24 protein-coding genes are annotated in these 23,654 nt (G+C 65.4%); 5 read left to right on the plus strand and 19 right to left on the minus strand.

Going from position 1 to position 23,654, the window contains the following annotated elements; all coding sequences use genetic code 11:
* Positions 1 to 71 precede the first annotated feature (71 nt).
* The 14 genes from P5W98_RS14130 to flhD form a co-directional block, all read right to left on the minus strand.
* The gene (locus tag P5W98_RS14130) at positions 72 to 1,370 is read right to left on the minus strand and encodes a DUF3443 domain-containing protein (RefSeq protein WP_421073911.1); all 1,299 of its coding nucleotides are present in this window, start codon (positions 1,368 to 1,370) and stop codon (positions 72 to 74) included.
* 23 nt (positions 1,371 to 1,393) lie between these two features.
* Complete coding sequence (locus P5W98_RS14135) at positions 1,394 to 1,897, minus strand: DUF2844 domain-containing protein (RefSeq protein ID WP_434718518.1); 504 nt, start codon at positions 1,895 to 1,897, stop codon at positions 1,394 to 1,396.
* A 305-nt stretch (positions 1,898 to 2,202) separates the two neighbouring features.
* Entirely contained in the window at positions 2,203 to 2,901 is a 699-nt protein-coding gene (gene cheZ / locus P5W98_RS14140; RefSeq protein WP_421025291.1) for a protein phosphatase CheZ, read from the minus strand.
* A gap of 55 nt (positions 2,902 to 2,956) precedes the next feature.
* Entirely contained in the window at positions 2,957 to 3,352 is a 396-nt protein-coding gene (gene cheY / locus P5W98_RS14145; RefSeq protein ID WP_421025032.1) for a chemotaxis response regulator CheY, read from the minus strand.
* 69 nt (positions 3,353 to 3,421) lie between these two features.
* Positions 3,422 to 4,588 carry a protein-glutamate methylesterase/protein-glutamine glutaminase gene (locus tag P5W98_RS14150; protein WP_421025292.1) on the minus strand — a complete coding sequence of 389 codons (1,167 nt, stop codon included), beginning with the start codon at positions 4,586 to 4,588 and terminating at the stop codon, positions 3,422 to 3,424.
* 5 nt (positions 4,589 to 4,593) lie between these two features.
* Positions 4,594 to 5,397 carry a chemoreceptor glutamine deamidase CheD gene (gene cheD, locus P5W98_RS14155; protein ID WP_421025033.1) on the minus strand — a complete coding sequence of 268 codons (804 nt, stop codon included), beginning with the start codon at positions 5,395 to 5,397 and terminating at the stop codon, positions 4,594 to 4,596.
* Positions 5,394 to 6,293, minus strand: coding sequence for a CheR family methyltransferase (locus P5W98_RS14160; RefSeq protein WP_421025293.1), 900 nt, complete (start codon positions 6,291 to 6,293; stop codon positions 5,394 to 5,396). The genes cheD and P5W98_RS14160 overlap by 4 nt, the downstream gene beginning before the upstream one ends.
* Before the next feature lie 269 nt (positions 6,294 to 6,562).
* Complete coding sequence (locus P5W98_RS14165) at positions 6,563 to 8,383, minus strand: methyl-accepting chemotaxis protein (protein ID WP_434718067.1); 1,821 nt, start codon at positions 8,381 to 8,383, stop codon at positions 6,563 to 6,565.
* A 63-nt stretch (positions 8,384 to 8,446) separates the two neighbouring features.
* A complete protein-coding gene (locus tag P5W98_RS14170; protein WP_421025035.1) occupies positions 8,447 to 8,986 on the minus strand; it encodes a chemotaxis protein CheW in 540 nt (179 codons plus the stop codon).
* A 52-nt stretch (positions 8,987 to 9,038) separates the two neighbouring features.
* Complete coding sequence (gene cheA / locus P5W98_RS14175) at positions 9,039 to 11,321, minus strand: chemotaxis protein CheA (RefSeq protein WP_434718068.1); 2,283 nt, start codon at positions 11,319 to 11,321, stop codon at positions 9,039 to 9,041.
* Between the two features lie 112 nt (positions 11,322 to 11,433).
* The gene (locus P5W98_RS14180) at positions 11,434 to 11,808 is read right to left on the minus strand and encodes a response regulator (protein WP_421025037.1); all 375 of its coding nucleotides are present in this window, start codon (positions 11,806 to 11,808) and stop codon (positions 11,434 to 11,436) included.
* 75 nt (positions 11,809 to 11,883) lie between these two features.
* Positions 11,884 to 12,984: a flagellar motor protein MotB gene (gene motB, locus P5W98_RS14185; protein WP_434718069.1), complete on the minus strand. Its 1,101-nt coding sequence runs from the start codon at positions 12,982 to 12,984 to the stop codon at positions 11,884 to 11,886.
* A gap of 78 nt (positions 12,985 to 13,062) precedes the next feature.
* Positions 13,063 to 13,923, minus strand: a complete 861-nt coding sequence (gene motA, locus P5W98_RS14190; protein WP_421025039.1) for a flagellar motor stator protein MotA — start codon at positions 13,921 to 13,923, stop codon at positions 13,063 to 13,065.
* 214 nt (positions 13,924 to 14,137) lie between these two features.
* Complete coding sequence (gene flhD, locus P5W98_RS14195; protein WP_421025040.1) at positions 14,138 to 14,455, minus strand: flagellar transcriptional regulator FlhD; 318 nt, start codon at positions 14,453 to 14,455, stop codon at positions 14,138 to 14,140.
* 570 nt (positions 14,456 to 15,025) lie between these two features.
* Between flhD and P5W98_RS14200 the strand changes: the two genes are divergently transcribed.
* Positions 15,026 to 16,093: a glycosyltransferase family 4 protein gene (locus P5W98_RS14200; protein WP_434718070.1), complete on the plus strand. Its 1,068-nt coding sequence runs from the start codon at positions 15,026 to 15,028 to the stop codon at positions 16,091 to 16,093.
* A gap of 213 nt (positions 16,094 to 16,306) precedes the next feature.
* Here P5W98_RS14200 and P5W98_RS14205 read toward each other — a convergent pair whose 3' ends face one another.
* The gene (locus P5W98_RS14205; RefSeq protein WP_421025042.1) at positions 16,307 to 16,603 is read right to left on the minus strand and encodes an H-NS histone family protein; all 297 of its coding nucleotides are present in this window, start codon (positions 16,601 to 16,603) and stop codon (positions 16,307 to 16,309) included.
* A 287-nt stretch (positions 16,604 to 16,890) separates the two neighbouring features.
* Here P5W98_RS14205 and aqpZ point away from each other — a divergent pair, with 287 nt between their 5' ends.
* Both aqpZ and P5W98_RS14215 read left to right on the plus strand, forming a co-directional pair.
* Entirely contained in the window at positions 16,891 to 17,637 is a 747-nt protein-coding gene (gene aqpZ / locus P5W98_RS14210; protein ID WP_421025043.1) for an aquaporin Z, read from the plus strand.
* 239 nt (positions 17,638 to 17,876) lie between these two features.
* A complete protein-coding gene (locus P5W98_RS14215) occupies positions 17,877 to 18,509 on the plus strand; it encodes a histidine phosphatase family protein (protein WP_434661253.1) in 633 nt (210 codons plus the stop codon).
* Positions 18,510 to 18,534: 25 nt separating this feature from the next.
* Here P5W98_RS14215 and P5W98_RS14220 read toward each other — a convergent pair whose 3' ends face one another.
* Together P5W98_RS14220 and P5W98_RS14225 are read right to left on the minus strand one after the other, a co-directional pair.
* Positions 18,535 to 19,359: a Cof-type HAD-IIB family hydrolase gene (locus P5W98_RS14220; RefSeq protein WP_434661254.1), complete on the minus strand. Its 825-nt coding sequence runs from the start codon at positions 19,357 to 19,359 to the stop codon at positions 18,535 to 18,537.
* A 102-nt stretch (positions 19,360 to 19,461) separates the two neighbouring features.
* On the minus strand, positions 19,462 to 20,346 hold the full coding sequence (locus P5W98_RS14225) for a BadF/BadG/BcrA/BcrD ATPase family protein (protein ID WP_434661256.1): 885 nt from the start codon (positions 20,344 to 20,346) through the stop codon (positions 19,462 to 19,464).
* A gap of 153 nt (positions 20,347 to 20,499) precedes the next feature.
* On the opposite strand from P5W98_RS14225, the gene P5W98_RS14230 reads away from it, so the two are divergent.
* Together P5W98_RS14230 and P5W98_RS14235 are read left to right on the plus strand one after the other, a co-directional pair.
* Positions 20,500 to 21,126 carry a DNA-3-methyladenine glycosylase I gene (locus P5W98_RS14230; protein WP_421025047.1) on the plus strand — a complete coding sequence of 209 codons (627 nt, stop codon included), beginning with the start codon at positions 20,500 to 20,502 and terminating at the stop codon, positions 21,124 to 21,126.
* A 228-nt stretch (positions 21,127 to 21,354) separates the two neighbouring features.
* On the plus strand, positions 21,355 to 21,801 hold the full coding sequence (locus P5W98_RS14235; protein WP_421025048.1) for a hypothetical protein: 447 nt from the start codon (positions 21,355 to 21,357) through the stop codon (positions 21,799 to 21,801).
* Positions 21,802 to 21,911: 110 nt separating this feature from the next.
* Here P5W98_RS14235 and rpsU read toward each other — a convergent pair whose 3' ends face one another.
* Positions 21,912 to 22,124, minus strand: coding sequence for a 30S ribosomal protein S21 (gene rpsU, locus P5W98_RS14240; protein WP_004198205.1), 213 nt, complete (start codon positions 22,122 to 22,124; stop codon positions 21,912 to 21,914).
* Between the two features lie 437 nt (positions 22,125 to 22,561).
* Positions 22,562 to 23,503: an aldo/keto reductase gene (locus tag P5W98_RS14245; RefSeq protein WP_421025049.1), complete on the minus strand. Its 942-nt coding sequence runs from the start codon at positions 23,501 to 23,503 to the stop codon at positions 22,562 to 22,564.
* Between the last annotated feature and the right edge of the window lie 151 nt (positions 23,504 to 23,654).

Consider the following 23,654-nt stretch of genomic DNA (forward strand, 5'->3'; position numbering starts at 1 on the left):
GCCAGGGCGAGGCAGGCATGCGCGCCCGCCGCAGCAGCGGCGGACGCGCGGCAAATGCGCGTCAGAACACGTCAGAACGCGACGTAGGGCGCCTGGCCATAACCGTAATACACGTAACGTCCGTAGAAGAACGGCAAGCCGAGGTCGAGGTTCGCGTTCGACCCGAACGCGCCGGCGAGATCGTTGAGCGCGAAATTGGAGCCGCTATTGAGCAGCGCCGCTGCGCTCACCACGTTGAAGCTCACGTTGCTCGACACGTTGTTCTTGTCGGTGAGCGTCGCGCTGAGCGTGAGCGGCTTGGCCGGGCAGTAGAACGTGCCGAGATTGCCGCCGCACTGCGCAATGCCGCTATCGGCGAAGAACAGGCCGTTCGAGCCCGAGTCGAGGAACGCGTACCGCACCGCGTGGCCGTTATACGTGCCGGTCATGTTGCCCGACCCGTCGGTAGCGAAACGCTGCACCGAGGTGGGTATTGCGTTGTTCGACTGCGTGCCGATGCCGAACACCAGCGTGCCCGTGGCGGAGGCCTGGCCGTTGTTGGAGATGGGCGGCATCTGCAGGATCACGCCGTTTTTGTCGACGGGAAAGTGCGCGACGGGATTGGCCACCTGGTTGTTCAGCGCGACGGCCGTGTTCGCGCAGTTGTTGCTGGTGGTGCCGTTGGGACATGCGTAATAGAAGCCGTTCTGCACGGAATTCGCGCAGCCCGAGCCGCAGTCCCACGGCGCGACGCCGATGCCGAGAATGCCGTTCGCGCCGAGCGCCTGCACCGAGTTCTGCGACGGGCCGATGCTCGAACAGTTCGTTGGGACCGTGGACGTGGCGAGATCGCCGATCACCTGAATCGGAATGTTGCCGGCCGTCTCGCTGCCGATCTGTACGTCGGCGCTTCGCACCGTGCCCCAGGTGTAGCCGTCGGCGAACCCCGTGCACTCGGCGAGCGTCGCGCCGTTGCTGGTGGTCAGCGGCAACGTGCTATTGAGGCTGTCGAGCGCCGAGCTGACCACGCGCAGTCCGAACGAGGCCGTGTCTACCTGAATATTGTCGACGATCTGGCAAGTGCCGGTGTTCGGCACGCAGATCTTCACGCTCACCGTGGGGATATTGGGCACATTGCCGGTGATGCCCCGGTTCACGGTCACGGCCACAGTATTCGAGGCGGTGGCGGCGATGGGCTGCTGCTGCGGACCCGCGGGCAACGACGAGGTGTCGCCGCTGCCCCCGGCGCTGGAGCCTGCGCCGGAGCCGCCAGAGCCGCCACCACCGCCGCCGCACGCGGCGAGGCCCGCTGTCAGCGCGAACAGCACGGCAAAAAGAAAAGCACGCGGCTCGCGCAGGGCGCGAACGAAGGCGCCGGGGATTCCGTGGATGGACACGTTTGGCCTCCCGTTCGTTATTGGATGTCGGACGTGCTGACACCGGCCGGCAGCGCCTGCGGCAGCCACGCCTCGCCGGAGAAGGCGCCCATGTGGCCGCCCGAGTGCACGACGAGGCCGCTGCTCTCGACCGCGCCGGGGCCACGCACGCCTCTCGCGCGATTGGCTTGCACGCCGGAAACGTATTGCGGGAAATAGTTGCCGAGCAGCGTCGCGAGGTCGGGCGGCTGCGGCCCGTTCCACGCCACGCCGAACACCATGCCTGCCTGCGAGACGTACTCGCGCACGACGATGCCGTTCGCGAGCGTGGTCTGCTTCACGGTGTACGACGCGGCCGTGCTGCCGGCAGCGGAAGCCGGGGATGCCGCGCTGGCCGGCGCCGCCTGGCGCACGACCGCGGATGCAGCCCCCTGTCCAGCCGGGCTGGTGGCGGTATCCGGAACCGTGACGCTCGCGCCCTGCGGCGTGCTCATGGGCGCGCCGCCCAGCGCGGCGCTGGCCGGCTGCGCGATTCCCCACATGCCGATTGCGCACACGAGCGCCACGGCAAGACGCGATGTCGAAGGCGCACTGGACGCGCCCGGCGTAGCCGGCGCCACAGTTGCAACGGTGGATGCGTGCGGATACAAGGTGGTCCTCCCTCTCCCGGTCGCGCATTTCTCGGCGCGCCGTGGCGGCAATGAGTTAGCAGGCCCTAGTATGCCTGCGCGAAATGACATTCGGGAGCTAGCCGTCCGACCAGGCTGGCGCGCCGTCGTGCAGGCCGGGGGAGGCCATGCAAGCGGCAAGCAGCCTGAAAGGCGATGCAGGAGGCCGCCGCCTCCCGCTAGAACCCGAGGCTCGCGAGCAGGTCGTCCACCTGGGCCTGATCCTGCATCACGTCGGCCTTGCCCTCGGGATCGATCTGCGGGCCGTTCAGGAGGGCCTCGGGGCTGCCCGTGCCGCTGGCCGTCTCCGCGAGCAGCGCGGCATTCGCCGCGAACTGCTCGCGCCGCTCCGGCGCGATGTTCTCGACCAGCACCGTCAGCAGTTGCTGCTCGATCAGATAGACCACGTCCATGATCTTCTTGATCACCTGACCGGTCAGGTCCTGGAAGTCCTGCGCGAGCATGATTTCGAGCAGCTGCTGGCTGGTCGCCGACGTGGACTGCGGCACGCCTTCCAGAAACTGGCGCGTGTCGTCCATCAGCGCGCGCACTTCCTCGCGGCCGATCGGCGCGTCGTACCACGTGGCCCAGCGCGCCGAGAGTTCTTTGGCATCGCTTTCGAGCTGCACCTGCATCGGCTTGGCCACCTCGATCGCAGACAGCACGCGCTCGGCGGCCTGCTCCGTCATGTTCGCGACGTAGCGCAGCCGGTCGCGCGCGTCGGGCACGGCTTCGGCCGCGCGCTCCACGTGCTTGTCGAGGCCGAGCTCGCGCATGGAGTCGCGCAGCGTGCGCGTGAGCTGGCCGATGCGCGCGAGGATGCGGTCCGAAGCGAGCTCGCCGGTCTCGGCGTCGCTCTGCGGCACGGCGGACGGCACTTCGGGTTGCCCTTCGGGCGGCACGGCGGGCTGCACGTCGGTGAACTCGTTCACGTCAGCTCCCGGCCTTCGCCATCTTTTCGAGAATCTTGTTGAGCTTCTCATCGAGTGTCGCCGCCGTGAACGGCTTCACCACGTAACCGCTCGCGCCCGCCTGCGCCGCAGCGATGATGTTTTCCTTCTTCGATTCCGCCGTCACCATCAGCACCGGCAAGTGCGAAAGCGCCGCGTCGGCGCGGATCGCCTTGAGCATCGCGAGGCCGTCCAGGTTCGGCATGTTCCAGTCGGAAATCACGAAATCGTAGCCGCCGCTGCGCAGGCGCGTGAGACCCGCTGCGCCGTCCTCGGCTTCATCGACGTTCGAATAGCCCAGCTCCTTGAGCAGGTTGCGGACGATCCGGCGCATCGTCGGAAAGTCGTCCACCACCAGAATCTTCATTCCCTTATCCATCGCGTTTCCTTCCTCTAAACCAAAATTTCTCTACATGCACGAGCCCGCGCCCGGCATGCCCTGCAGGTACTACACGCGCTGCACCCGCTCGCCCATGCTGGCGAGGCGCAGCATCACGCGGCGGCTCATTTCGGCGAGCGGCGCGATCTCGTCGGCGGCGCCCATCGCAATCGCCTCGCGCGGCATGCCGAACACGATGCAGCTCGCCTCGTCCTGCGCCAGCGTGAACGCGCCCGCCTGGCGCATTTCCAGCAGGCCCGCCGCGCCGTCACGGCCCATGCCCGTGAGAATCACGCCGATCGCGTTCTTGCCCGCGTGCAGCGCCGCCGAGCGGAACAGCACGTCCACCGACGGCCGATGCCGGTTCACCGGCGGCGCGTCGGACAGATGGGCGATGTAGTTCGCGCCGCTTCTCGCGAGCAGCAAATGCGCGTGGCCCGGCGCGATGTAGGCGTGGCCGGGCAGCACGCGCTCGCCGTGCTCCGCTTCCTTCACGGTGATGCGGCACAGGCCGTTCAGGCGCTGCGCGAACGACTTCGTGAAGCCCGGCGGCATGTGCTGCGCGATGAGCACGGCCGGCGCGTCGGGCGGCAGCGGCTGGAGCACTTCGCGGATGGCTTCGGTGCCGCCCGTCGACGCCCCGACGATCACCAGCTTCTCGGTGGAGACGAGCGGATTGTTGAGCATCGGCGCGGCGTGAAGCGGCGCGTGCGGGTGAGCACCATGAGCGCCGGCGGCATGGGCCGCCTGCGCGGCGGCGCCCGGCCCAGCGGCGCCCGAAGCCGCCGTCGCCGCGGCAGTTCCGGCAGCCGGCGCGCGCGCCGCCGGACGCACGCGCGCGCGCGAAGCGGCGCGGATCTTGTCGGCGAGCTTTTCGGCGTAGTCGAGCATGCCGTCGCGAATGCCCACCTTCGGCTTGGTCACGAAGTCGACCGCACCCAGCTCCAGCGCGCGCAGCGTGATTTCGTTGCCGCGCTCGGTGAGCGAGGACACCATCACGACCGGCATCGGCCGCAGGCGCATGAGCTTCTCGAGGAAGTCGAGCCCGTCCATGCGCGGCATCTCGACGTCGAGCGTGAGCACGTCGGGGTTGTGCTGCTTGATGAGCTCGCGCGCCACGAGTGGATCGGGCGCGGTGGCGACGACGGTCATGTCCGGCTGGCCGTTGATGATCTCCGTCATCAGGCTGCGGATCAGCGCCGAGTCGTCGACGCATAGAACCTTGATTTTCTGCACAGTGTTCACGCCTCCTCCACTGTCCTGGCGTTGTCTTGAGCGGATGGCCGCACCGCCGGCGCGCTTGCACCGAACAGCTCGATACGCGCGCGCGCCGGCGGCGGCGATGATGAAAACGCGGCAGCCGTGCCCGGCGCAGTGCCCGCACTCGCCGCGCCGCCGCTGCGCAGGCCGAACAGCTCCACGCGCGCGCGGGCCCGCGCGAGCCGTTCGGCCCGAGCTTCCGGTGTTTGCTGCGCGAGTAGCTGCTCGCGCTCGGCCACGCTCGACTCCTGCGAGAGGCGCAGCTTCTTGACCATGACCTGGCCCGTGCGCGGCAGGAACGCGACCTTGCGCGGGTGCGAGCCCTGCAAGTCCTCGGCGACGATGCGGATGCTCTCGGTGGCCAGATAGCGGCGCACGAACGCGGAGTTGCGGTCGCCGATATTCATGGTCGTCATGCCCGCGAGCACGGCTGCGCCGCCAAACACCTTGGCTTCGAAGCGCTCGCGCCGTCCGCCCGCCTTGATCAGCTCGTTGATGAGCACTTCCATCGCATAGGCGCCGTAGCGCATCGCATCGGAAGCGGCCGGCAGCGCGCCGGCGCCATTCCCCGCATCGGCGCCGTCGTCGGGCAGCATGAAGTGATTCATGCCGCCGATGCCCGCCGTGCGGTCCTGAATGCAGGCGGCCACGCACGAACCGAGCACGGTGACGAGCACCATGTCTTCGCCGGTGGTGAAAAATTCGTTGGGCAGCAGCTTCACGCCAGGACGCTGGAAGTGCGAGTCGAAATAGCGGTTGGCCGCGATCGGCAGGCGCGCGCTCATGCGATGGCTCCGACCGGTTCGGCCTTCGCGCCGTGACGCGAACTCGCCGCCGCACCTGCACTCGCGGCGCGCTCGTACACGGTCTGACCGCGCAGGCGGAACGCCTGCGTCACGTACGTGAAGTTTTCCGAATGACCCGCGAACAGCAGGCCGTCCGGCTTTATCAGCGGCTCGAAGCGCGCGAGCACCTGGGCCTGGGTCGGCTTGTCGAAGTAGATCATCACATTGCGGCAGAAGATGGCGTCGAACGCCGTGCGCAAGCCGTAGTCCGCATCGGTGAGATTCAGTTGCTCGAAGCGGATCATCTGCCGCAATTCCGGGCGCACTTTCACGAGCCCCGCATGCCCGCCCGTGCCCTTGAGGAAGAAGCGTTTCAGGCGTTCCTGCGAGAGATGCTTCACCTGATCGAATGCGTACACGCCCGCTTGCGCCTTCGCGAGCACCTGGGTGTCGAGATCGGTGGCGAGCACGCGCGCCTCGCGTGCAGCGCGCTCGCCGAGCGCTTCGACCAGCGTCATCGCAATCGAGTACGGCTCCTCGCCCGTCGAGGCCGCCGAGCACCACACCGAAACCTGCGAGCGGCGCTGAACGAAATCGGCGAGGATCGGAAAGTGATGCGCCTCGCGAAAGAACGCCGTGAGATTGGTGGTGAGCGCGTTGGTGAACGCTTCCCACTCGCTAGCGTCGTTGCGCTGCTCGAGGTCGTCGAGATACGCGCGAAAGCTCTCGTGCCCGAGCGCGCGCAAGCGCCGCGCGAGACGGCTGTATGCCATGTCGCGCTTGTGGTCCGAAAGCGAAATGCCCGCGCGGCGGTGGATCAGCGCGCGAATGCGCTCGAAGTCCGCCGGGGTGAAATCGAAATCGCGTGAGCCGCCTTCTCCCGAGATGCCCGGCATGCCTGGCGCGCGCGCGGCATCGCCACGCTCGACGCGCTCGGCCCGGTCCGTGCGCGCGGCGCCGGAAAAACGCCGCGCCTTCATGCTGCGGCTCCTGCGGCCACGCCCGCCTGCAATGCGCCCGGCGCGCGCGCGGCGTGCAGCGCCCGCGCTGCCGCGCGGGCCACACAGGCCGGCCCGCGGTGCGAATCTTGCCGTCCTTGTGCGCTCATGTGCATTGCCTTGTTCGTTTCAACGTATTTCCACGTAGTCGTGCCGGGACGAGTTGCTCAGAACGTTTCCCAGTCGGCATCGTCCTGCACGGACGCCGTGGCGACTGCCGCTTGCGGCTCGACGCGCGCGGCGCCGGCCGGCTTGGACTGCGGCTTCGCTGCGCTGGCCGGCTTCGCGCCGGAACTCGCTCGCGCCGTGCCGCCAGCCATCGGCGGCGTGTGCTTCACCGCCGCAGCAGCCATCGGCGCCGTTTTGGGCTCGGCCTTCACGGCGTGCGCGCCCGCTGCGCGCCCCTGCACATCGTGACCGCCCGCATGAGCGCTCCCATTCGTGCGCCACGTCCCCAGCACGGCCTGCAAATTGCGCGTCTGCTCTTCGAGCGATGCCGCCGCAGCCGCCGCCTCTTCCACCAGCGCCGCGTTCTGCTGCGTGACAGTGTCCATCTGCGTGACGGCGCGATTCACCTGCTCGATGCCGCCCGACTGCTCCTCCGAAGCCGCGCTGATCTCTCCCATGATGTCGGTCACGCGGCGCACGGCCTGAAGGATTTCCTCCATCGTCGTGCCTGCGCGGCCCACCAGGTCCGAGCCGCTCTGCACCTTCTGCGCCGAGTCGTTGATGAGTTCCTTGATTTCCTTCGCCGCACTCGCGCTGCGCTGCGCGAGGCTGCGCACTTCGCCCGCGACTACCGCGAAGCCGCGCCCCTGCTCGCCCGCGCGCGCCGCTTCCACGGCCGCATTGAGCGCGAGAATGTTGGTCTGGAACGCAATGCCCTCGATCACGCTGATGATGTCCACGATCTTCGCCGAGCTCGCGGCGATGTCCTGCATCGTGTCGACGACTTCGCCCACCACCACGCCGCCGCGCGTGGCGATGTCCGACGCGTTGACGGCGAGCTGGCTCGCCTGGCGCGCGTTCTCGGCGTTCTGGCGCACGGTGCCGGTGAGCTGCTCCATGCTCGACGCCGTCTCTTGCAGCGAGGCGGCCTGCTGCTCGGTGCGCTGCGAGAGGTCGGTGTTGCCCATGGCGATCTCGCGCGCGCCCACGTCGATGGAGCCCGCGCCCGTGTGCACGGCGGACACCAGCGTGACGAGGCTTTCCTGCATGCGCTTGATGCCCGCGAAGAGACGCCCGATCTCGTTCTTGCTGTACACGTCGATGCGCTCGGTGAGGTCGCCGTGCGCGATGCGCTCGAACGCCTGCACCGCATCTTCGAGCGGCTGCACGATGAGGCCGCGCAGCGCGAAGCGGATCGCCACCACGAGCACGAGCGCCACTGCGATCGCCACCGCGATCAGCGTGCGCATGAGCGAGATTTGCGCGCGCGCGTTTTGCTCGCGCGCCTGGGCGCCGTCCTGCAACTGCTGCGCGATCGGCGCGGCCGAGTTGTCGTAGTCGACGAACATCGGGCTGATCTTCGTGCGGGCGATGGCCTGATACGCGGCGATATCGTTTGCGCGCAGCGCCGCGAGTTCGGGCTGCACGCCTTCTTGCAGCAAGGTCGCGTGCTTTGCGTTGAGCGTGTCGAGCGCCGCTGCTTCGATGCCGTGCTTGGACGCGGCCTCGAAGGCCTTCCACGCTTCGTTGGACTTGCCGAGCAGATATTCGGCGCGCTCGACGACCTTTTTCGCCTCGTCGCCCTGACCTGCTTCGTTGAGCGAGTTGGCGCGGTCGAACGAGACGCGCGCGCGCAGCAGATACGACGACGAATCGCTGAGCGCATGCATCGCGACGAGGTCGCCGCGCGCGATCGTGGCGAGCGACTCGCTCGCGTTGCCGAGCGCGTACAGCCCGAGCGCGCCGACGAGGCCCGTCAGTGCCAACAAAATGAACGCAACGCCCGTGAGCGTCGTGCGAATCGACCACCTGTGCAACATCTCGTGTGCTCCTGTCCTGTGTGGCGTTTGCGGGCTGCGGTTGTGGGTGCCGCGTGGTCGCCTTTAAGCGCCGAGCGTTTCGATCAGCGCCATCTCGCGGCTCGTCATGAGCTTTTCGATGTCCATCAGGATCAGCATGCGGCCTTCCACGGTGCCGAGTCCCGTGAGGTACTCGGTCGTGAGCGTCGCGCCGAATTCGGGCGCGGGCATGATCTGGTCCGTTTGCAGCGTGAGCACGTCGGACACGCCGTCCACCACCATGCCCACCACGCGATGCGCGACGTTCAGGATGATCACGACGGTCTGATGGTCGTACTCGACGCGGCCCAGATGAAACTTGATGCGCATGTCCACGATCGGCACGATGATGCCGCGCAGATTGATCACGCCCTTGATGAACTCGGGCGCGTTCGCGATGCGCGTCACGCTCTCGTAGCCGCGAATCTCCTGCACCTTGAGAATGTCGATGCCGTACTCTTCCGCGCCCAGCGTGAAGACGAGGAATTCCTGGCCGCCTGCATCGGCTTGCTGCGCGTCGCGGCGGTGCGCACCGGCTGCGGCGCCTGCTGCGCCGCTGCCATGGATGGATTGGACTTCTGCCACGTTAGCCCCTGAACGGTTGGGAAATGATTGGTTGATCCGGACTGCGGTGCGTTTAGGCGAATTCAGCAAACGCCCCTGCATTTCTAGCCGTATTTCTGGCCACATTCGCGGCCGCATGCGCGCCCACGCTCACGCCGTGCGAAGCACGCGTTTCGCGGTTGAGCGCGGCCACGTCGACGATCAGCGCGACGCTGCCGTCGCCGAGGATGGTCGCCGCCGAGATGCCATGCACCTTGCGATAGTTCGTTTCGAGGTTTTTGACCACGACCTGCTGCTGGCCCACCAGCTCGTCGATGAGCATCGCGAAGCGCCGGCCCTCGGTCTCCATGATGGTGACGATGCCCTGGGTGGGATCCGTGCGCGCGCCTTCCACGTTGAACACGTCGTGCAGCGCCACGAGCGGCAGATATTCGCCGCGCACGCGCACCACGCGGTCGCCGTTGGTGACGGTGTAGATATCCTCGTGGCGCGGCTGCAGCGACTCCATCACGAAGTTCAGCGGCAAAATGAAGATCTCGCTGCCGACCTTCACCGACATGCCGTCGAGAATCGCCAGCGTGAGCGGCAGCACGATGCGCGTCGTGGTGCCCTTGCCAGCGTGCGAGGTGATCTCCACGTGGCCGCCCATCGACTGGATGTTGCGCTTCACCACGTCCATGCCCACCCCGCGGCCCGACACGTCCGTGACCTGGTCGGCGGTCGAGAAGCCCGGCATGAAGATGAGATTCCAGACCTCTTCGTCGGTCATCGTTTCGCTCACCTGCATGCCCTGCTTGATCGCCTTCGCGAGAATCTTGTCGCGGCGCAGGCCCGCGCCGTCGTCGCTCACCTCGATCACGATGTTGCCGCCGTGATGCGCGGCGGAGAGCACGAGCTGGCCGGTGCCGTCCTTGCCCGCGGCGCGGCGCGCCTCCACGGTTTCGATGCCGTGGTCGAGCGAGTTGCGCACGAGGTGCGTGAGCGGGTCGATGATGCGTTCGATGAGGCTCTTGTCGAGCTCGGTCGCCTGGCCGAACGTGACCAGCTCCACTTGCTTGCCGAGCTTCGCGGCGAGGTCGCGCACGAGACGCGGGAAGCGGCTGAACACGTAGTCCATCGGCATCATGCGGATCGACATCACCGCTTCCTGCAAGTCGCGCGCATTGCGCTCGAGTTGCGCCATGCCGTTGAAGAGGCGGTCGTGCAGCGCCGGGTCGAAGCTGCTGGTGGTTTCCGCGAGCATCGCCTGGGTGATGACGAGCTCGCCCACCAGATTGATGAGCTGATCGACCTTCTCCACGCCTACGCGAATCGAGCTGCCCTCGGTCGATACCGCCGATGCGGCGGCTGCCGCGCGCGGCTTGCGGTCGTTGTCGGCAGGTGCGGCGGCTGCAGCAGACGCGGCAGGAGCCGCAGCCGGCGTTGCTGCAGCGGGCGCGTGCGCTTCGGCTTGCACTTGCAGCGGCGCCGGTGCCGCCGTCGCTTGCGGCTCTGGCTCGAGCACCGCCGCGGGCGCGGCAACCGCGCTCGTCTGCACGGCGGGCGCGGCCACGGGCGTGCCGCGCCCGATCACGATCTGGCTTTCGTCGATCACGAAGCAGCACACGGCGACGATGTCGTCGGCGGGCACATCGGTTTCGAGCCACAGCGTGAGGTCGTCGCCGGTCTTCACCTGGCCGAGAATCCGGCCCAGATTGCCGAGCTCTTCGGCGAGCAGCGCCTGGTCCTTCGCGTCCACGCGGCGCAGCGTGATGCGCAGGTGCGGACCATCGGCTCCCGCCGGCGCGGCGGCTATCGCTTCATCCACGACATGCTCGGGCGCGCCGCCCATCGCCGCGGGCAGGTTCGCTTCGAACGCGGCGTCGAGATCCTCTTCGGAATCGCCGGCGGCCGCGGGCGCGGCCGAAGCAACCGCGGCAGCCGGCGCAGGCACAGCCGCAGCAGCAGCCGGCGCGGCCAGGCCACGGCTTTCCGCATACAACTGCTTGAGCTTCGCGCGCACGGCAGCAGCCGCCGACGCATCGGGCTCGGTGCTCGCGCGGTAGGCCGCGAGCTGATCGGAGAGCACGTCCTTCGTTTCGAGGAACGTGTCGATCATGTCCTTGCGCAGCACGAGTTCGCGGTTGCGCGCGCGATCGAGCAGCGACTCCAGAATGTGGGTCGTCTCGGTGAGCGCCGTGAAGCCGAACGTCGCCGCGCCGCCCTTGATCGAGTGCGCCGCGCGAAAGATCGCCGCGAGATCCTCGGGATCGGGCTGGCCGACGTTCAGGTTCAGGAGAAGCTGCTCCATCTGCGCGAGCAGCTCGTCCGCCTCGTCGAAGAACGTTTGATAGAACTGTGTGATGTCGAGAGTCATTGCTCTTTCACCGCGATGTGTGTGGCCGGAGCGTGGCGCTGGCGTGCGTACTTCATGTATCCGCTCATGGGGTTGCTCATTGGCCCGCTCGTTGGTCCACTCATTGGTCCACTCATTGGTCAACTTCGCCGAGCGCGCTCGCCAGGTCGACGAGCAGCTCGGGGTCCACCGGCTTTTCGATCCAGCCCGTCGCGCCCGCGTCGCGCACCGCCGCCTTGAAGCCTTCGTCCGACTCCGTGGTCAGCACCAGGATTGGCGTTTCTTGATACGACGGGTTCGCGCGCAGCCGCTTGATCAGGTCGAGCCCGCCCATGCGCGGCATGTACAGATCGGTGAGCACCAGATCGAAACGCTGCGCGAGCGCGTGCTCGAGCCCGTCTTCGCCGTCGTTGGCCACCGTCACCTCGTAACCTGCCGAGCCGAACGCCGCACACAGGATCTCCCGCATGGACGCCGAATCGTCGATTGCCAGAATATTTCTGATCATCCCTTCCTCGTTCGCGCGCTGCTTTGCTGGTCACTGCGCTGCTCATGCGCTGGCGCCGTTCGTTATTCCCCGCCGTTATTCCCGTGCTTCGGCCGGCGACGGCGGCGCCACGGCCTGCGTCACCGGCGCGAGCTTCACGCCGGCCGGCGCGGTGCCGGGCAATGGCGTCTGCGCCGGCACCCGCGCGGCCGGCATATTCGCCGCGCCGCCCGAACCCGGCACGAGTCCGGGCAACAGCGTCTTGCCCGAGCCCGCTGCGTCGTCGGAAAGCGTGGTGGTCGTGGTGTCGTCGCGCGTCAGCGCGTCTTCCGACTTCCGGTTGAGCACGATGATGCTGATGCGGCGGTTCTCCGGATCGAGCGGATCGGCCTTGTTCAGGTTCTGCGTGGAAGCGAGGCCCAGCACGCGCAGCACCTTCGACTCGTCCATGCCGCCCGCGATCAGCTCGCGGCGCGACGCGTTCGCGCGGTCCGCCGAAAGCTCCCAGTTGCTGTAGCCGCGCTCGCCGCCCGCATAGGGCACGGCGTCGGTGTGGCCCTGCACGACGATGCGGTTGGGCACGTCGTTCAGCGTCTTGCCGATCGCCTGCAGGATGTCGCGCATATACGGCTCGACCACATCGTGCGCGGTCGCGAACATCGGCCGCTTCTGCGAATCGACGATCTCGATGCGCAGGCCCTGCAGCGTGGAGTCGATGCGGATCTGCTGCCGGAACTGGCGCAACACCGGGTTCGCTTCGATGGCGGCCATCAGCTTGACTTGCAGGTCGTGCAGGCGCACCTGCTCCTGGCGCTCGAGCGAGCCTTGCAGCTTGTTCTGCGCCTGGTCGTCGGCGTGCGCGACGGCGCGGTCCGCGTGCGCCCTGACGCCATCGCTGCGGCGCGTGACGCCCTGCTCCTGCGAGGAGATATCGCGCCCGCCGCCCTTCACGATGCTCGAATCCTCGGCGCTGCGATCGCCGCCCCACAGGGTGACCTTGAGCGGCTGATTGAAGTAGTCGGCAATGCCGCGCAACTGCACCGTCGAGGCCGACGAAAGCAGCCACATCAGCAGGAAGAACGCCATCATCGCGGTCATGAAGTCCGCATAGGCGAGCTTCCATGCGCCGCCGTGATGGCCGCCCTTTTTCGGCGCGACGCGCTTCACCACGATGGCGCGATCCTTGTTGGCGCTCATCGGCCGCCTCCCGTCTTCATCGCCTGAACCTGTTGCTTCATGATTGCCGCCGCCCTCGTTTCAATTCGCATGTCGAATTTATTTCGCCTTCACGCGGCGCACGTGCTCTTCGAGCTCCGTGAACGACGGACGCTCGGTCGAGTACAGCACCTTGCGGCCGAACTCGACGGCAATCGCCGGCGCGTAGCCGTTCAGGCTCGCGAGGATCGTGACCTTGATGCACTGGAACATCTTGGTGGACTCGGCCACGCGCTGCTCGGCGAGGCTCGCGAGCGGGCCGATGAGGCCATACGAAAGCAGAATGCCGAGGAAGGTGCCCACCAGCGCCTGGGCGATCATTTCGCCGAGCACCGCAGGCGGCTTGTCGGCGGAAGCCATGGTGTGCACCACGCCCATCACCGCCGCGACGATGCCGAACGCCGGCATCGCGTCGCCCACCTTCGAGAGCGCGTGCGCGGGCCCTTCGCCCTCGGCGTGATGCGTCTCGATCTCCTCGTCCATGAGGCTTTCGATTTCGAACGCATTCATGTTGCCGCCGACCATGAGCCGCAGGTAGTCGGTGAGAAATTCGACGATGTGATGGTCGGCCAGGATCTTCGGGTACTGCGTGAAGATCGGGCTTTTCTGCGGATCGTCGATATCGGCTTCGAGCGTGAGCGTGCCCTCCTTGCGCGCCTTCGCGAGCAGGACGTAGAGCAGCGCGAGCAGCTCCATGTACACATCCTTGTTGTACTTGGCGCCTTTGAAGAGCGTAGGCAGGACGCGCAGCGTCGCCTTGATCGTCTTCATGCCGTTGCCAAGGATGAACGCGCCGATACCCGCGCCGCCAATCATCAACAGCTCCATCGGCTGCATGAGCGCCGCCAGATGACCGCCCTCCAGCGCGTAGCCGCCGAAGACGCAGACGATCGTCACGAGTGTTCCCACGATAATCAGCACTGCCGGGTCCTCACTGGAAAATTGCGCCGCGAACCGCCATCGGCCCGCGCCCTTGATTGGGTTTACGGCACCGGCGCGAAAAACTTTGAGAACGGGCAGACGCGCGTTTTCCGCGCGTGCAAACGTTTGAAGGTCGGATTTGAAGGCCGGAGTTTGAGGGTCGGTTTGGAATGCCGCGCGCAACGGCACAGCCGGAAGGGCGCGAGCCGCCGGTTCAGTCGGCCTGATCGGCGCTTTGAGCGGCCATGAGCATGGCCGAATGGATCTGCGCGGCTTTGCCCTTTTCGGCCAGTGCGCTCAGGATGACGTGCTCGTCGAAGCGGAAACGGCACAGGAGCTGGCTGGAGGCGGCGAGCCGCACGGTCTGCGCAGCCGTGAGCCGGGTCAGCACGTCGGCCAGCGGCTCCGAAATGCCCATGCGAAACATGCCCGCGGCCCGGTCCTCGCCCAGCAGCCGTTGCGCGAGCAACAGGTACGACAGATTCACTTCATTGATCTCGCTGAGCATGTCGCTTGGCGTCGTCGCGCTCATGGAATCCCCCGAATTCGAAACGTAGCGGCTGGTCAGGCCTGTAACGGAAACGTTTGCTCGTTCGGCATCAGGCGCACGACAAGCCGAACGGCCCGTTGAGTGGTCGTCCACGCATTGTGGCGAGGGTGCTGACAAATGGAAATCGGACGAATGCCGCGACGCGATGCGAGAAAAACTTTCCTTTTTATGTAGGAATTTTTCTGACAAAGGAAAAGGGGACAAGCCGGAAGGCGATTCGAATGATGCTTTTCAGATATTTTCGCCAAACTTCTATCGATTATAAAAGCCTTTTCACCGATGCGTAATAAATCTCCTTGCGGGGTCTGACCACATTGATCGGCCAGGCACGCGAATTGCGGCATGCCGCGCTCTCGCGCGTCACGCTTTGCAATGGGTGCTTACAGGCGGTGTTTCCCGCTGTAACAACATTAAGTGATTGCAAAACAACTCGTATTGCCGATTCGAATGTCCATAATCGACCTCAGGGATAACCCGACACCGAAACGCCTGACCGCGCACCTTGCCCTGTCAGTCGCACGTCACGCGGCATTTGCCAAGGAGATCTAGCCAATGCGAATCGCACAAATCGCGCCACTTTACGAAGCCGTTCCGCCCAAGCTTTATGGCGGCACCGAGCGCGTCGTGTCCTATCTGACCGAAGCGCTGGTCGACCTCGGCCATGACGTGACGCTGTTCGCCAGCGGCGATTCGGTCACCACGGCAAAACTCGAAGCGGCATGGCCGCGCGCGCTGCGTCTGGACCCGACGATCCGCGACGCGCTCGCCCCGCACATCGTCCTGCTCGAGCGCGTGCGCCGCATGGCGCACGAGTTCGACGTGCTGCACTTTCACCTCGACTATCTGCCGTTCCCGCTGTTCTCGACGCTCGATACGCCGTTCGTGACGACACTGCATGGCCGTCTCGACCTGCCCGAACTGCAGCCGGTGTTCGACTCGTTCTCCGAGGCGCCTGTCATTTCGATTTCGGATTCGCAGCGCCAGCCGCTCTCCCAGGCCAACTGGCTGAACACGATCTATCACGGCCTGCCGAAGAATCTGCTCACGCCGCAAACGAGCCGCACGCCCGAGTACCTCGCATTCCTCGGCCGCATCTGCCCGGAAAAGCGCGTGGACACCGCGATCAGGATCGCCGCGCTCTCGGGCCTGCCGCTGAAGATCGCCGCGAAGGTGGACAAAGTCGACCAGGACTACTTCAAGACCGAGATCGAGCCGTTGCTGTCGCAGGCACACGTGGAGTTCGTGGGCGAAATCAACGAAGCGCAGAAACCCGAGTTCCTCTCCGGCGCGAAGGCACTGCTGTTCCCGATCGACTGGTCCGAGCCGTTCGGCCTCGTGATGATCGAGGCGATGGCATGCGGCACGCCCGTGGTTGCGTTCAACCGCGGCTCTGTGCCCGAAGTGATCGATCCTGGTGTGACCGGCTTTATCTGCGAAGACGTGCAGGGCGCCGTGGGGGCGCTGCAGAATATTGATTCTCTTTCACGCGAAGCCATTCGCGCACAGTTCGAGCAGCGCTTCACCTCGCACACCATGGCCAGTAATTATGTCGAAAGCTATTCGGCGCTGATCGAAGCCACGCGTCGCCCGGTGCTTCGCCGTGTTGCAGCCGCAGGATGAATGTGCCAAGCGCCTTACATTAAGATAAAAAGTCAAAAAAAGGCTGCGCGAATCGTTTGCGTACAATGCAATAGCACGACTATTGGCCGCTAAAAAAGAGCCGCATGTTACATGCGGCTCTTTTTATCTGGATACGCAAATGCGCGTGGCCAGTCTCTTGTGGCACGCGTAGCCGTGCGGCATTGCTCAAGCTGACATTTGCATGACGTCCAGTCAGGCGATCAAATAACGTTCGCGATTCTTGCCCGCGATCCATTTGGGCGGCTTTCCGCGCCCGCTCCAGGTTGCGCCGGTCTTGGGATCCTGATAGCGCGGGGGCAGCGGAGCCTTCTTGGGCGGGCGTCCGCGCCTTGCCGCTGCCGCAAAGCCAAGGTCCTGGGCAGACAGACCATACTCGACAATTTTCTCGCGGATCATTGCGATGACGTCCGCGATTTCGGTGCGCCGTGCATCTTCGGCCTGCGCCTGGAGTTTGGCGATCTGCGCCTTGAGTTCTGAATATTGTGACATTTGTCTCTCCCCTTCATTGTCAATCTAGCTGACTCGAAACGAGATTAGACGCAAATAACAGAATTAGCAATCGATGCTAATACTGTTTTATCGGGATATTGTGGCATTTAACGATTGCCCTCTGGAAGCGGCATTCGATAGGCATCTACCGCAATAATAAGAGCAATTACTTCGGAATTGACAATCGTTGACACCCGCGCTTTTCACGAATCCCTAGAATCGGGCCTCTCCTGGTGCCGTCATTTTTTATTCGGCGCCCGTCAAAGACCTTTTCGAGGCATCGCGAAATGCACTTATCCAAACGACTTCTTGCCGAGTTCTTCGGCACCTTCTGGCTCGTGCTCGGCGGCTGCGGCAGCGCCGTGCTTGCCGCTCATTTCGACGGCCCGGTGCAGGGGCTCGGCATCGGCTTCGTGGGCGTCGCGCTCGCGTTCGGCCTGACGGTGCTCACCATGGCCTTCGCCATCGGCCATATTTCGGGCTGCCATCTGAATCCCGCGGTGAGCGTCGGGCTCATGGTCGCCGGCCGCTTTCCGGCACGCGATCTCGTGCCGTACGTGGTAGCGCAGGTGATCGGCGCCACGCTCGGCGCGGCCGCGCTCGCATGCATCGCCACCGGCAAGCCGGGTTTCGATCTCGTCGCGAGCGGCTTCGCCACCAACGGCTACGGCGATCATTCGCCGGGCCACTACACGCTGGTCGCGGCGTTCGTCTGCGAAGTCGTGATGACGGCGTTTTTCCTGTTCGTAATCCTCGGCTCGACCGACAAGCGCGCGCCCGCAGGCTTCGCGCCGATCGCCATCGGCCTGTGCCTCACGCTCATCCACCTGATCTCGATCCCGGTCACCAATACGTCCGTGAACCCGGCGCGCTCGACCGGCCCGGCGCTCTTCGTGGGTGGCGAGGCGATCTCGCAACTCTGGCTGTTCTGGGTCGCGCCGATCATCGGTGCGGCGATCGCCGGCCTCGTCTATCCGATGATTGCGGGCCGCCGCGAAGCCGTCGCTGAAGCGCCGGATCGCGCGCACGCATAACAGGCCTCGCGCGGTCTGGCCACACGGGTGCTTCGGCGCCCGCTTTTGCGTGGGCGTTGCGTTTGCGCTCCGTCATGGCCACGCAAGGCGGGGCAAGCGGCGCTGCTAGAATCGGGCGATTCCATCACCCCGAATTCGAGGCGCACCGCATGAAGCGTTCAGGACATTCGCCGGACCGCCTCGCCGTATCGAGAGTACGCGCCGCATTCGCGCCTCGTCGCATCAGGCGCAAAGCGGCGATGCTGGCTACGCTGTTCGCACTCGCGAGCGGCTTGCTCGCGAGTGCGGGCACGGCGTGCGCTGAAAACGCGCAGGATATCGAAACACTGGTGTTCGTGCGTCACGGCGAAAAGCCCGACGAAGGGCTCGGCCAGCTCAACTGCAAGGGCTTGAACCGGGCGCTCGCGCTGCCCGCCGTGATTGCCGCAAAGTACGGCAAGCCCGATGCGATCTACGCGCCCGACCCGGGCCAGCAGAAAGACGACCACGGGCAACACTATTACTATGTGCGCCCGCTCGCGACCGTCGAGCCCACGGCCATCCAGTTCGGCCTGCCGATTCAGACGCCGTTTGGCTATGCCCAGAGCGATGCGCTAGAGAAAGCGCTGCTCGATCCGGCGTGGCGCGGCCGCACGTTGCTGGTCGGATGGGAACATCGAGAAATCGAGACGCTCGTGCGCAAGATCGTGGCCGAGCACGGCGGGCAAGCGTCCGACGTGCCCAAATGGAAGAGCACGGATTTCGATAGCATCTATGTGATACGCATTGACTGGAGTGCAGACGCGCCGCGCGCACGCTTCAGCCACGATCGCGAAGGGCTCGATGGCCGCTCGGACGAATGCCCGTGCGCGGCGCTTGCCCCCACGCAATAAGCGCAGGCGGCCAGATTAGCGTGAGCTAGCGCGCCAGCTCGTCGTCCAGCGCGAAGAGCTTGCGCAGGTGATGGGCAACGCCCGCTTCGAAGTTATTGCCGATGCGCGGCACCTGGGGCAGGCGCGCGATCAGGTCGGGATTGGCGTTGTTCATCATGAACGGATGGCCCGCCGTTTCGAGCAGGTCGATATCGTTCATGTTGTCGCCGAACGCTACGCACCGCGCGACATCGACATTCAGACGGTCGAGCACGACGCGCAGCGCGCGCCCCTTGGACACGCCGGCAACCATCACTTCGAGACAATCGGGCAAGGAGTAGGTGATATAGAGCGCGTCGCCAAACTCGCGCTCGAGACTGCGCTGAACCTCAGCAAGGTCGGCCGGGTCGCCGATATAGAGCGCCTTGGCAACGCCCGCACCGCCGATCGCACCCAGATTCTCGGTCACGCGGTAGGTGAAGCCCGAATCCTGATGGTAAGCGAGCAGTTCTGGCGCATCGCGGTCGATGAACCACTCTCGGTCCGTGAAAAGACTCACGATTAAGCGGCCATGCGCACCCACCGTGTCCGGCGCGACAAGTCGGTGAACCACCGGCTCGGGCAGGTCGCTCGCGTGGATCAGCGCGTCGTCCGGACCATGCACGCGCGCGCCGTTCGAGGTGATCAGATACGCGGGAACCCCGAGCAGGCCGCGAATGCTCGCCACGTCGCAATAATGGCGGCCGGTCGCGATGATGAACTGCAAGCCTTGCCCGTTGAGCTTGTTGAACGTGGCAACCGTGAACGGATCCAGTTGATGGTCGGCGTTGAGCAGCGTTCCGTCGAGATCGGTTGCAATGACCTTGTACATGGCGATTCGGTGGCTGGGGGGAAACCCTGAATGCTAGCACCTGGCGCCGAGCGCCGCAGCGGTGAGCGTCCGTGCGGGCGCTTCGGGCTCCACTGCGCTCGTCTACCCACCGCCGAGCCGCGCTCCCTCGCGCCGGGCAAGCATCAAGGCCCCTGTGGCGGAATCGGCGAGGGGGGCGCGCAAGCGCTCGCGCAACCCTTGCGGAACCCAATCGCGCAGCGGCTGGGCGAGGCCGCCGGCCAGCGCCGCAGGCAACGCGGCTTCGGGATCGAGCGCCGAAATCAGGCACGCGACGGCCTCGCCGGCTTCGCTCAGCAGCTTCGCCGCGAATGGGTGATCGCGGTACGCGAGCACCACGGGCGCGAGGCTCGCATAAGCGGTCTGATTGGCCGCGCATTGCCAGACGATCAGACTCTCGCGATCGGCTGCACCAATATGGGCGAGCAACGCACGCGAGAAGGCATCGGGCGCGACGCGGCCATCGAGCGACTGTTGCGCCCACACGATCGCGCGCAGGCCGAACCACGCGCCGCTCGCTTCGTCGCCAGACGGAAAGCCGAAACCGCCAGCGATGCGGCACACGCCATGTACATCGAGCGCGGCGGCAATGCTGCCCGTGCCGAGCGCCACGACCACACCCGGCTCGCCACCATGCGCGCCGAGCAGTGACGTATAGACGTCGCTCTCGACCGCGAGTCCCGCAACGGGCGGCGCCGCCGCGCGAAATGCAGCCAGCCAGTCGGGGTTGTTCACACCCGCCAGACCGCAGCCGAGCACGCAGCGCGACCAGTCGAACGTCAACCCGGCTTGCGTAAAAGCGGCGCACGCGCCTTCTTCGATCGATTGCCAGGCGCGTGCGATGCCGAGCCCGAGCCCGGAAGGTCCGGCGGATGCACGCGCGAGCTCCGCGCCATGGAGGTCGCCCAGCGCGACGCGCGTGCCGGTACCGCCGCCATCCACGCCGATCAACCAGGAATATTTCTGCATGATGTTTGCCGCGCCGTGCGCACCGGTGAGTTGAAGAGGATCGAGCCGTGAGACTAACGGCTCGGCGTCTTTCGCACAATTGGCCGGACGGCCAGATGGCGGCGCACGGCCGATCCGCTATCCTTGCTGGGCTACTCGCAAGGAGAATTCACCGTGACACACCGCTGCAACTGGGTATCGGCTGGCGCGTCGCCACAGTATGTGCAATACCACGACGAGGAGTGGGGAGTGCCCTCGCGCGACGACCGGCATCTCTATGAAATGCTCGTGCTCGAAGGCGCGCAGGCGGGGCTGTCGTGGTCGACGATTCTCAACAAGCGCGAAGGTTATCGCCGCGCATTCGCCAACTTCGACGTCGAGAAAGTCGCGCGCTTCACGCCGAAGCACGTAGAGGCGCTCATGCAGGACGCCTCGATCGTGCGCAACCGCGCCAAGATCGAGGCCGCCATTCTCAATGCGCGCGCCGTGCAGCAAATTCAGGCGGAACACGGCTCGCTGGCGGCATTCGTCTGGTCGTTCGTCGACCACACCCCCATCCAGAACGACCTGATCTCGTATCGCGACGCGCCCACGTCCACCGAAATCTCCGACGCACTCAGCAAGGCGCTCAAGAAGTACGGCTGCAAGTTCGTCGGCACCACCATCTGCTATGCGTTCATGCAGGCCGTGGGCATGGTCAACGACCACGAGCGCGACTGCATGTGCCGCAAAACCTGCGCGGTGCTTGGCGGCGCGAAGCCCAAGGCACGGGGCAAGGCACGCACGGCAGAAAGCGCCTGATAAAGCGTTGCGCGAACGGCGAATCGGCGCGATTTCATCCTGCCTTGGTGCGCGGCCCAACGGTTTTCTTTGCCCGCGCCGTTATAACGGATATCGGATGTATCTGTGGTTGTTGCGTCGGCAGAAGACGCAGCACGGGGGCGCCAGCAACGGGGAGACACCCGCCGCCAAGCGCGTGGCAGCGCATCCGCACGACCTCACCGCTGTGCGTCGCGCAGGGGGGCTGAAATGAAAAACGTGCACTTCCTGAATCATCAGGAGATTTTCGACCGCGCCGTGGCGCACCTCCATGGACAAGGGCGCGCAGCGCTGCTGCCCAGCGGCGGCGGAGCCTATCGGGGCGGTTATAGCGGCGGCTCGTGCCACTACGGCGGCTGCCCGGTCGGCAGCTTCATCCGTGCGCGCGACTACATGAGCGCCATGGAAGGCATCCCCGTGCGTTACCTTTCGCGCGCGGAGAACGAGGTGCCCGCCTGGATGGACGTGGGTGTCGCCGCGCTGAAGAAAGCGCTCCTGCGCGCCCATATCAACATTTACGATCCCAATACCGTCGATCTCCTGAGCTGCCTGCAAAACGTCCACGATGTTTTTGGCGTCTGGGAGTGGCACGACCGGCTACTGTCGATCGCCTCGCAGTTCGGGCTTTCGCCGCAGCGGCTTCAGGATGCGGCCTGAGCCTGCACGGCGCCATCGAGCCGATGCACAAGCCGATGCCAGAAATGCAAACGGCGGCGCAGCTTCTTGCGAAGCATGCGCCGCCGTCAGGCGGAAGCTGAAGCGTGCTCTTAGTGGAGCTTCTTCGGCAGCATCTGGCTGCGCAGACGCTTGTGCAGGCGCTTGACTGCAGCAGCCTTCTTGCGCTTGCGCACGGCCGTCGGCTTTTCGTAAGCTTGACGCTCACGCAGCTCGGCGATCAGGCCGTTTTTTTCGATTGCACGGCGGAAGCGGCGGATGGCCACTTCGAACGGCTCGTTTTCCTTCAGAAGAATCGTCGTCATGTATTTCCTAACTCAATCGCTTGATACGGTTCAAAGGCGCAAATGGCAAAAAACCAGGCATATGCCACTCACGCACCGGCCCTCCGGTCGTTCGCCACGATGGGGCGCAACGATAGGCAAGGCGGCCACGGAGGCCGGAAAAGAGAAGTAGGGGGTTCACAGCGGAACGCGATCAGGTCGACCTTGATGCAACACACCTGACCGCCGGTTTGCGGCCGCCAACAGTAACGAACACGGCAACAAAACAGGCAAAGATCTCAATTCACTCTCAATGATATCAGGAAAAGATTCGCGTGACCAGGCTTTCTTGATTCTACTCAGGCACTTGCGTGGCGGGCACCGCCGGTGGCCCGCCACCGACCTTCAGGAGTCCTGGATACGCGTTTTGGCGCCTGCCAGGGGACCCCAGACAGGTTCAAACGAGGCCCAAACGAGGCTCAGGCGCTCGCGTCGTTGAGCGCCTGAATGTCCGCCGGATCGAGTTTCAGGCGCACCGCCGCCACGAGGCTGTCGAGCTGTTCGAGCGACGTCGCGCTCGCGATCGGCGCGGTAATGCTGGGCCGCGCGATCAGCCAGGCGAGCGCCACGGCCGCCAGCGAGCTGCCATGGCGCCCGGCCACGTAATCGAGCGCCGCGAGAATACGCACACCCCGATGGTCGAGATAGCGCTCGACGCGCGAGCCGCGCGTGCTCTTCGCAAGGTCTTCGCGCGAACGGTACTTGCCCGACAGAAAACCGCTCGCCAGACTGTAATAGGGCACGACCGCGAGCTTCTGCGCGAGCGCTACCGGCTCGATATCGGCCTCGTAAGCCGCGCGGTCGTACAGGTTGTATTCGGGCTGGACGATCTGGTACGCGGGCAGCCCGGTCTTGTGCGCCAGCGCAAGCGCTTCCTCGAGGCGCGCGCCCGTGTAATTCGACGCGCCCACCACGCGCACCTTGCCGGCCTCGATCAGGCGCTGATACGCGCCGAGCGTCTCTTCGAGCGGCACCTTCTGATCGTCCTCGTGCGAGAAGTAGACATCGATATAGTCGGTCTGCAGGCGGCGCAGCGAATCCTCCACGGCGGCCGCGATATTCGCAGCCGAGAGACCGGGGCGGCGCGGGTCCTTCGCCACCTTGGTTGCAATCACCACTTTTTCGCGCCTGCCGCTTTGCGCGAGCCATTTGCCGATGAGCGTCTCCGATTCCCCGCCCTGGTTGCCAGGCGCCCAGGCCGAGTAGACGTCGGCGGTATCGATGAAATTCAGGCCTGCTTCGGTGAACGCATCGAGAATCGAGAACGAAGTTGCTTCGTCGGCGGTCCAGCCGAATACGTTGCCGCCGAACATGAGCGGTGCGACCTGCAAGGCCGAAGTGCCGATTCTGCGTAGTTCCATGACGTTTCCTTTGCCTTGTTGACCGGTGTAGCGCGAGGGCAGAAAGCGTTGAGCATACGCCCGCTCGCGCGATGCCGCAGCGCGGCCGGCCATCGTGACGAATCGTGCCGACACTCGCGCAAAATCTGCGCCTCAATGAAAAACCGCGTGG

This window comes from Paraburkholderia sp. A1BS-2L, from assembly GCF_051125205.1.
Classification (GTDB): domain Bacteria; phylum Pseudomonadota; class Gammaproteobacteria; order Burkholderiales; family Burkholderiaceae; genus Paraburkholderia.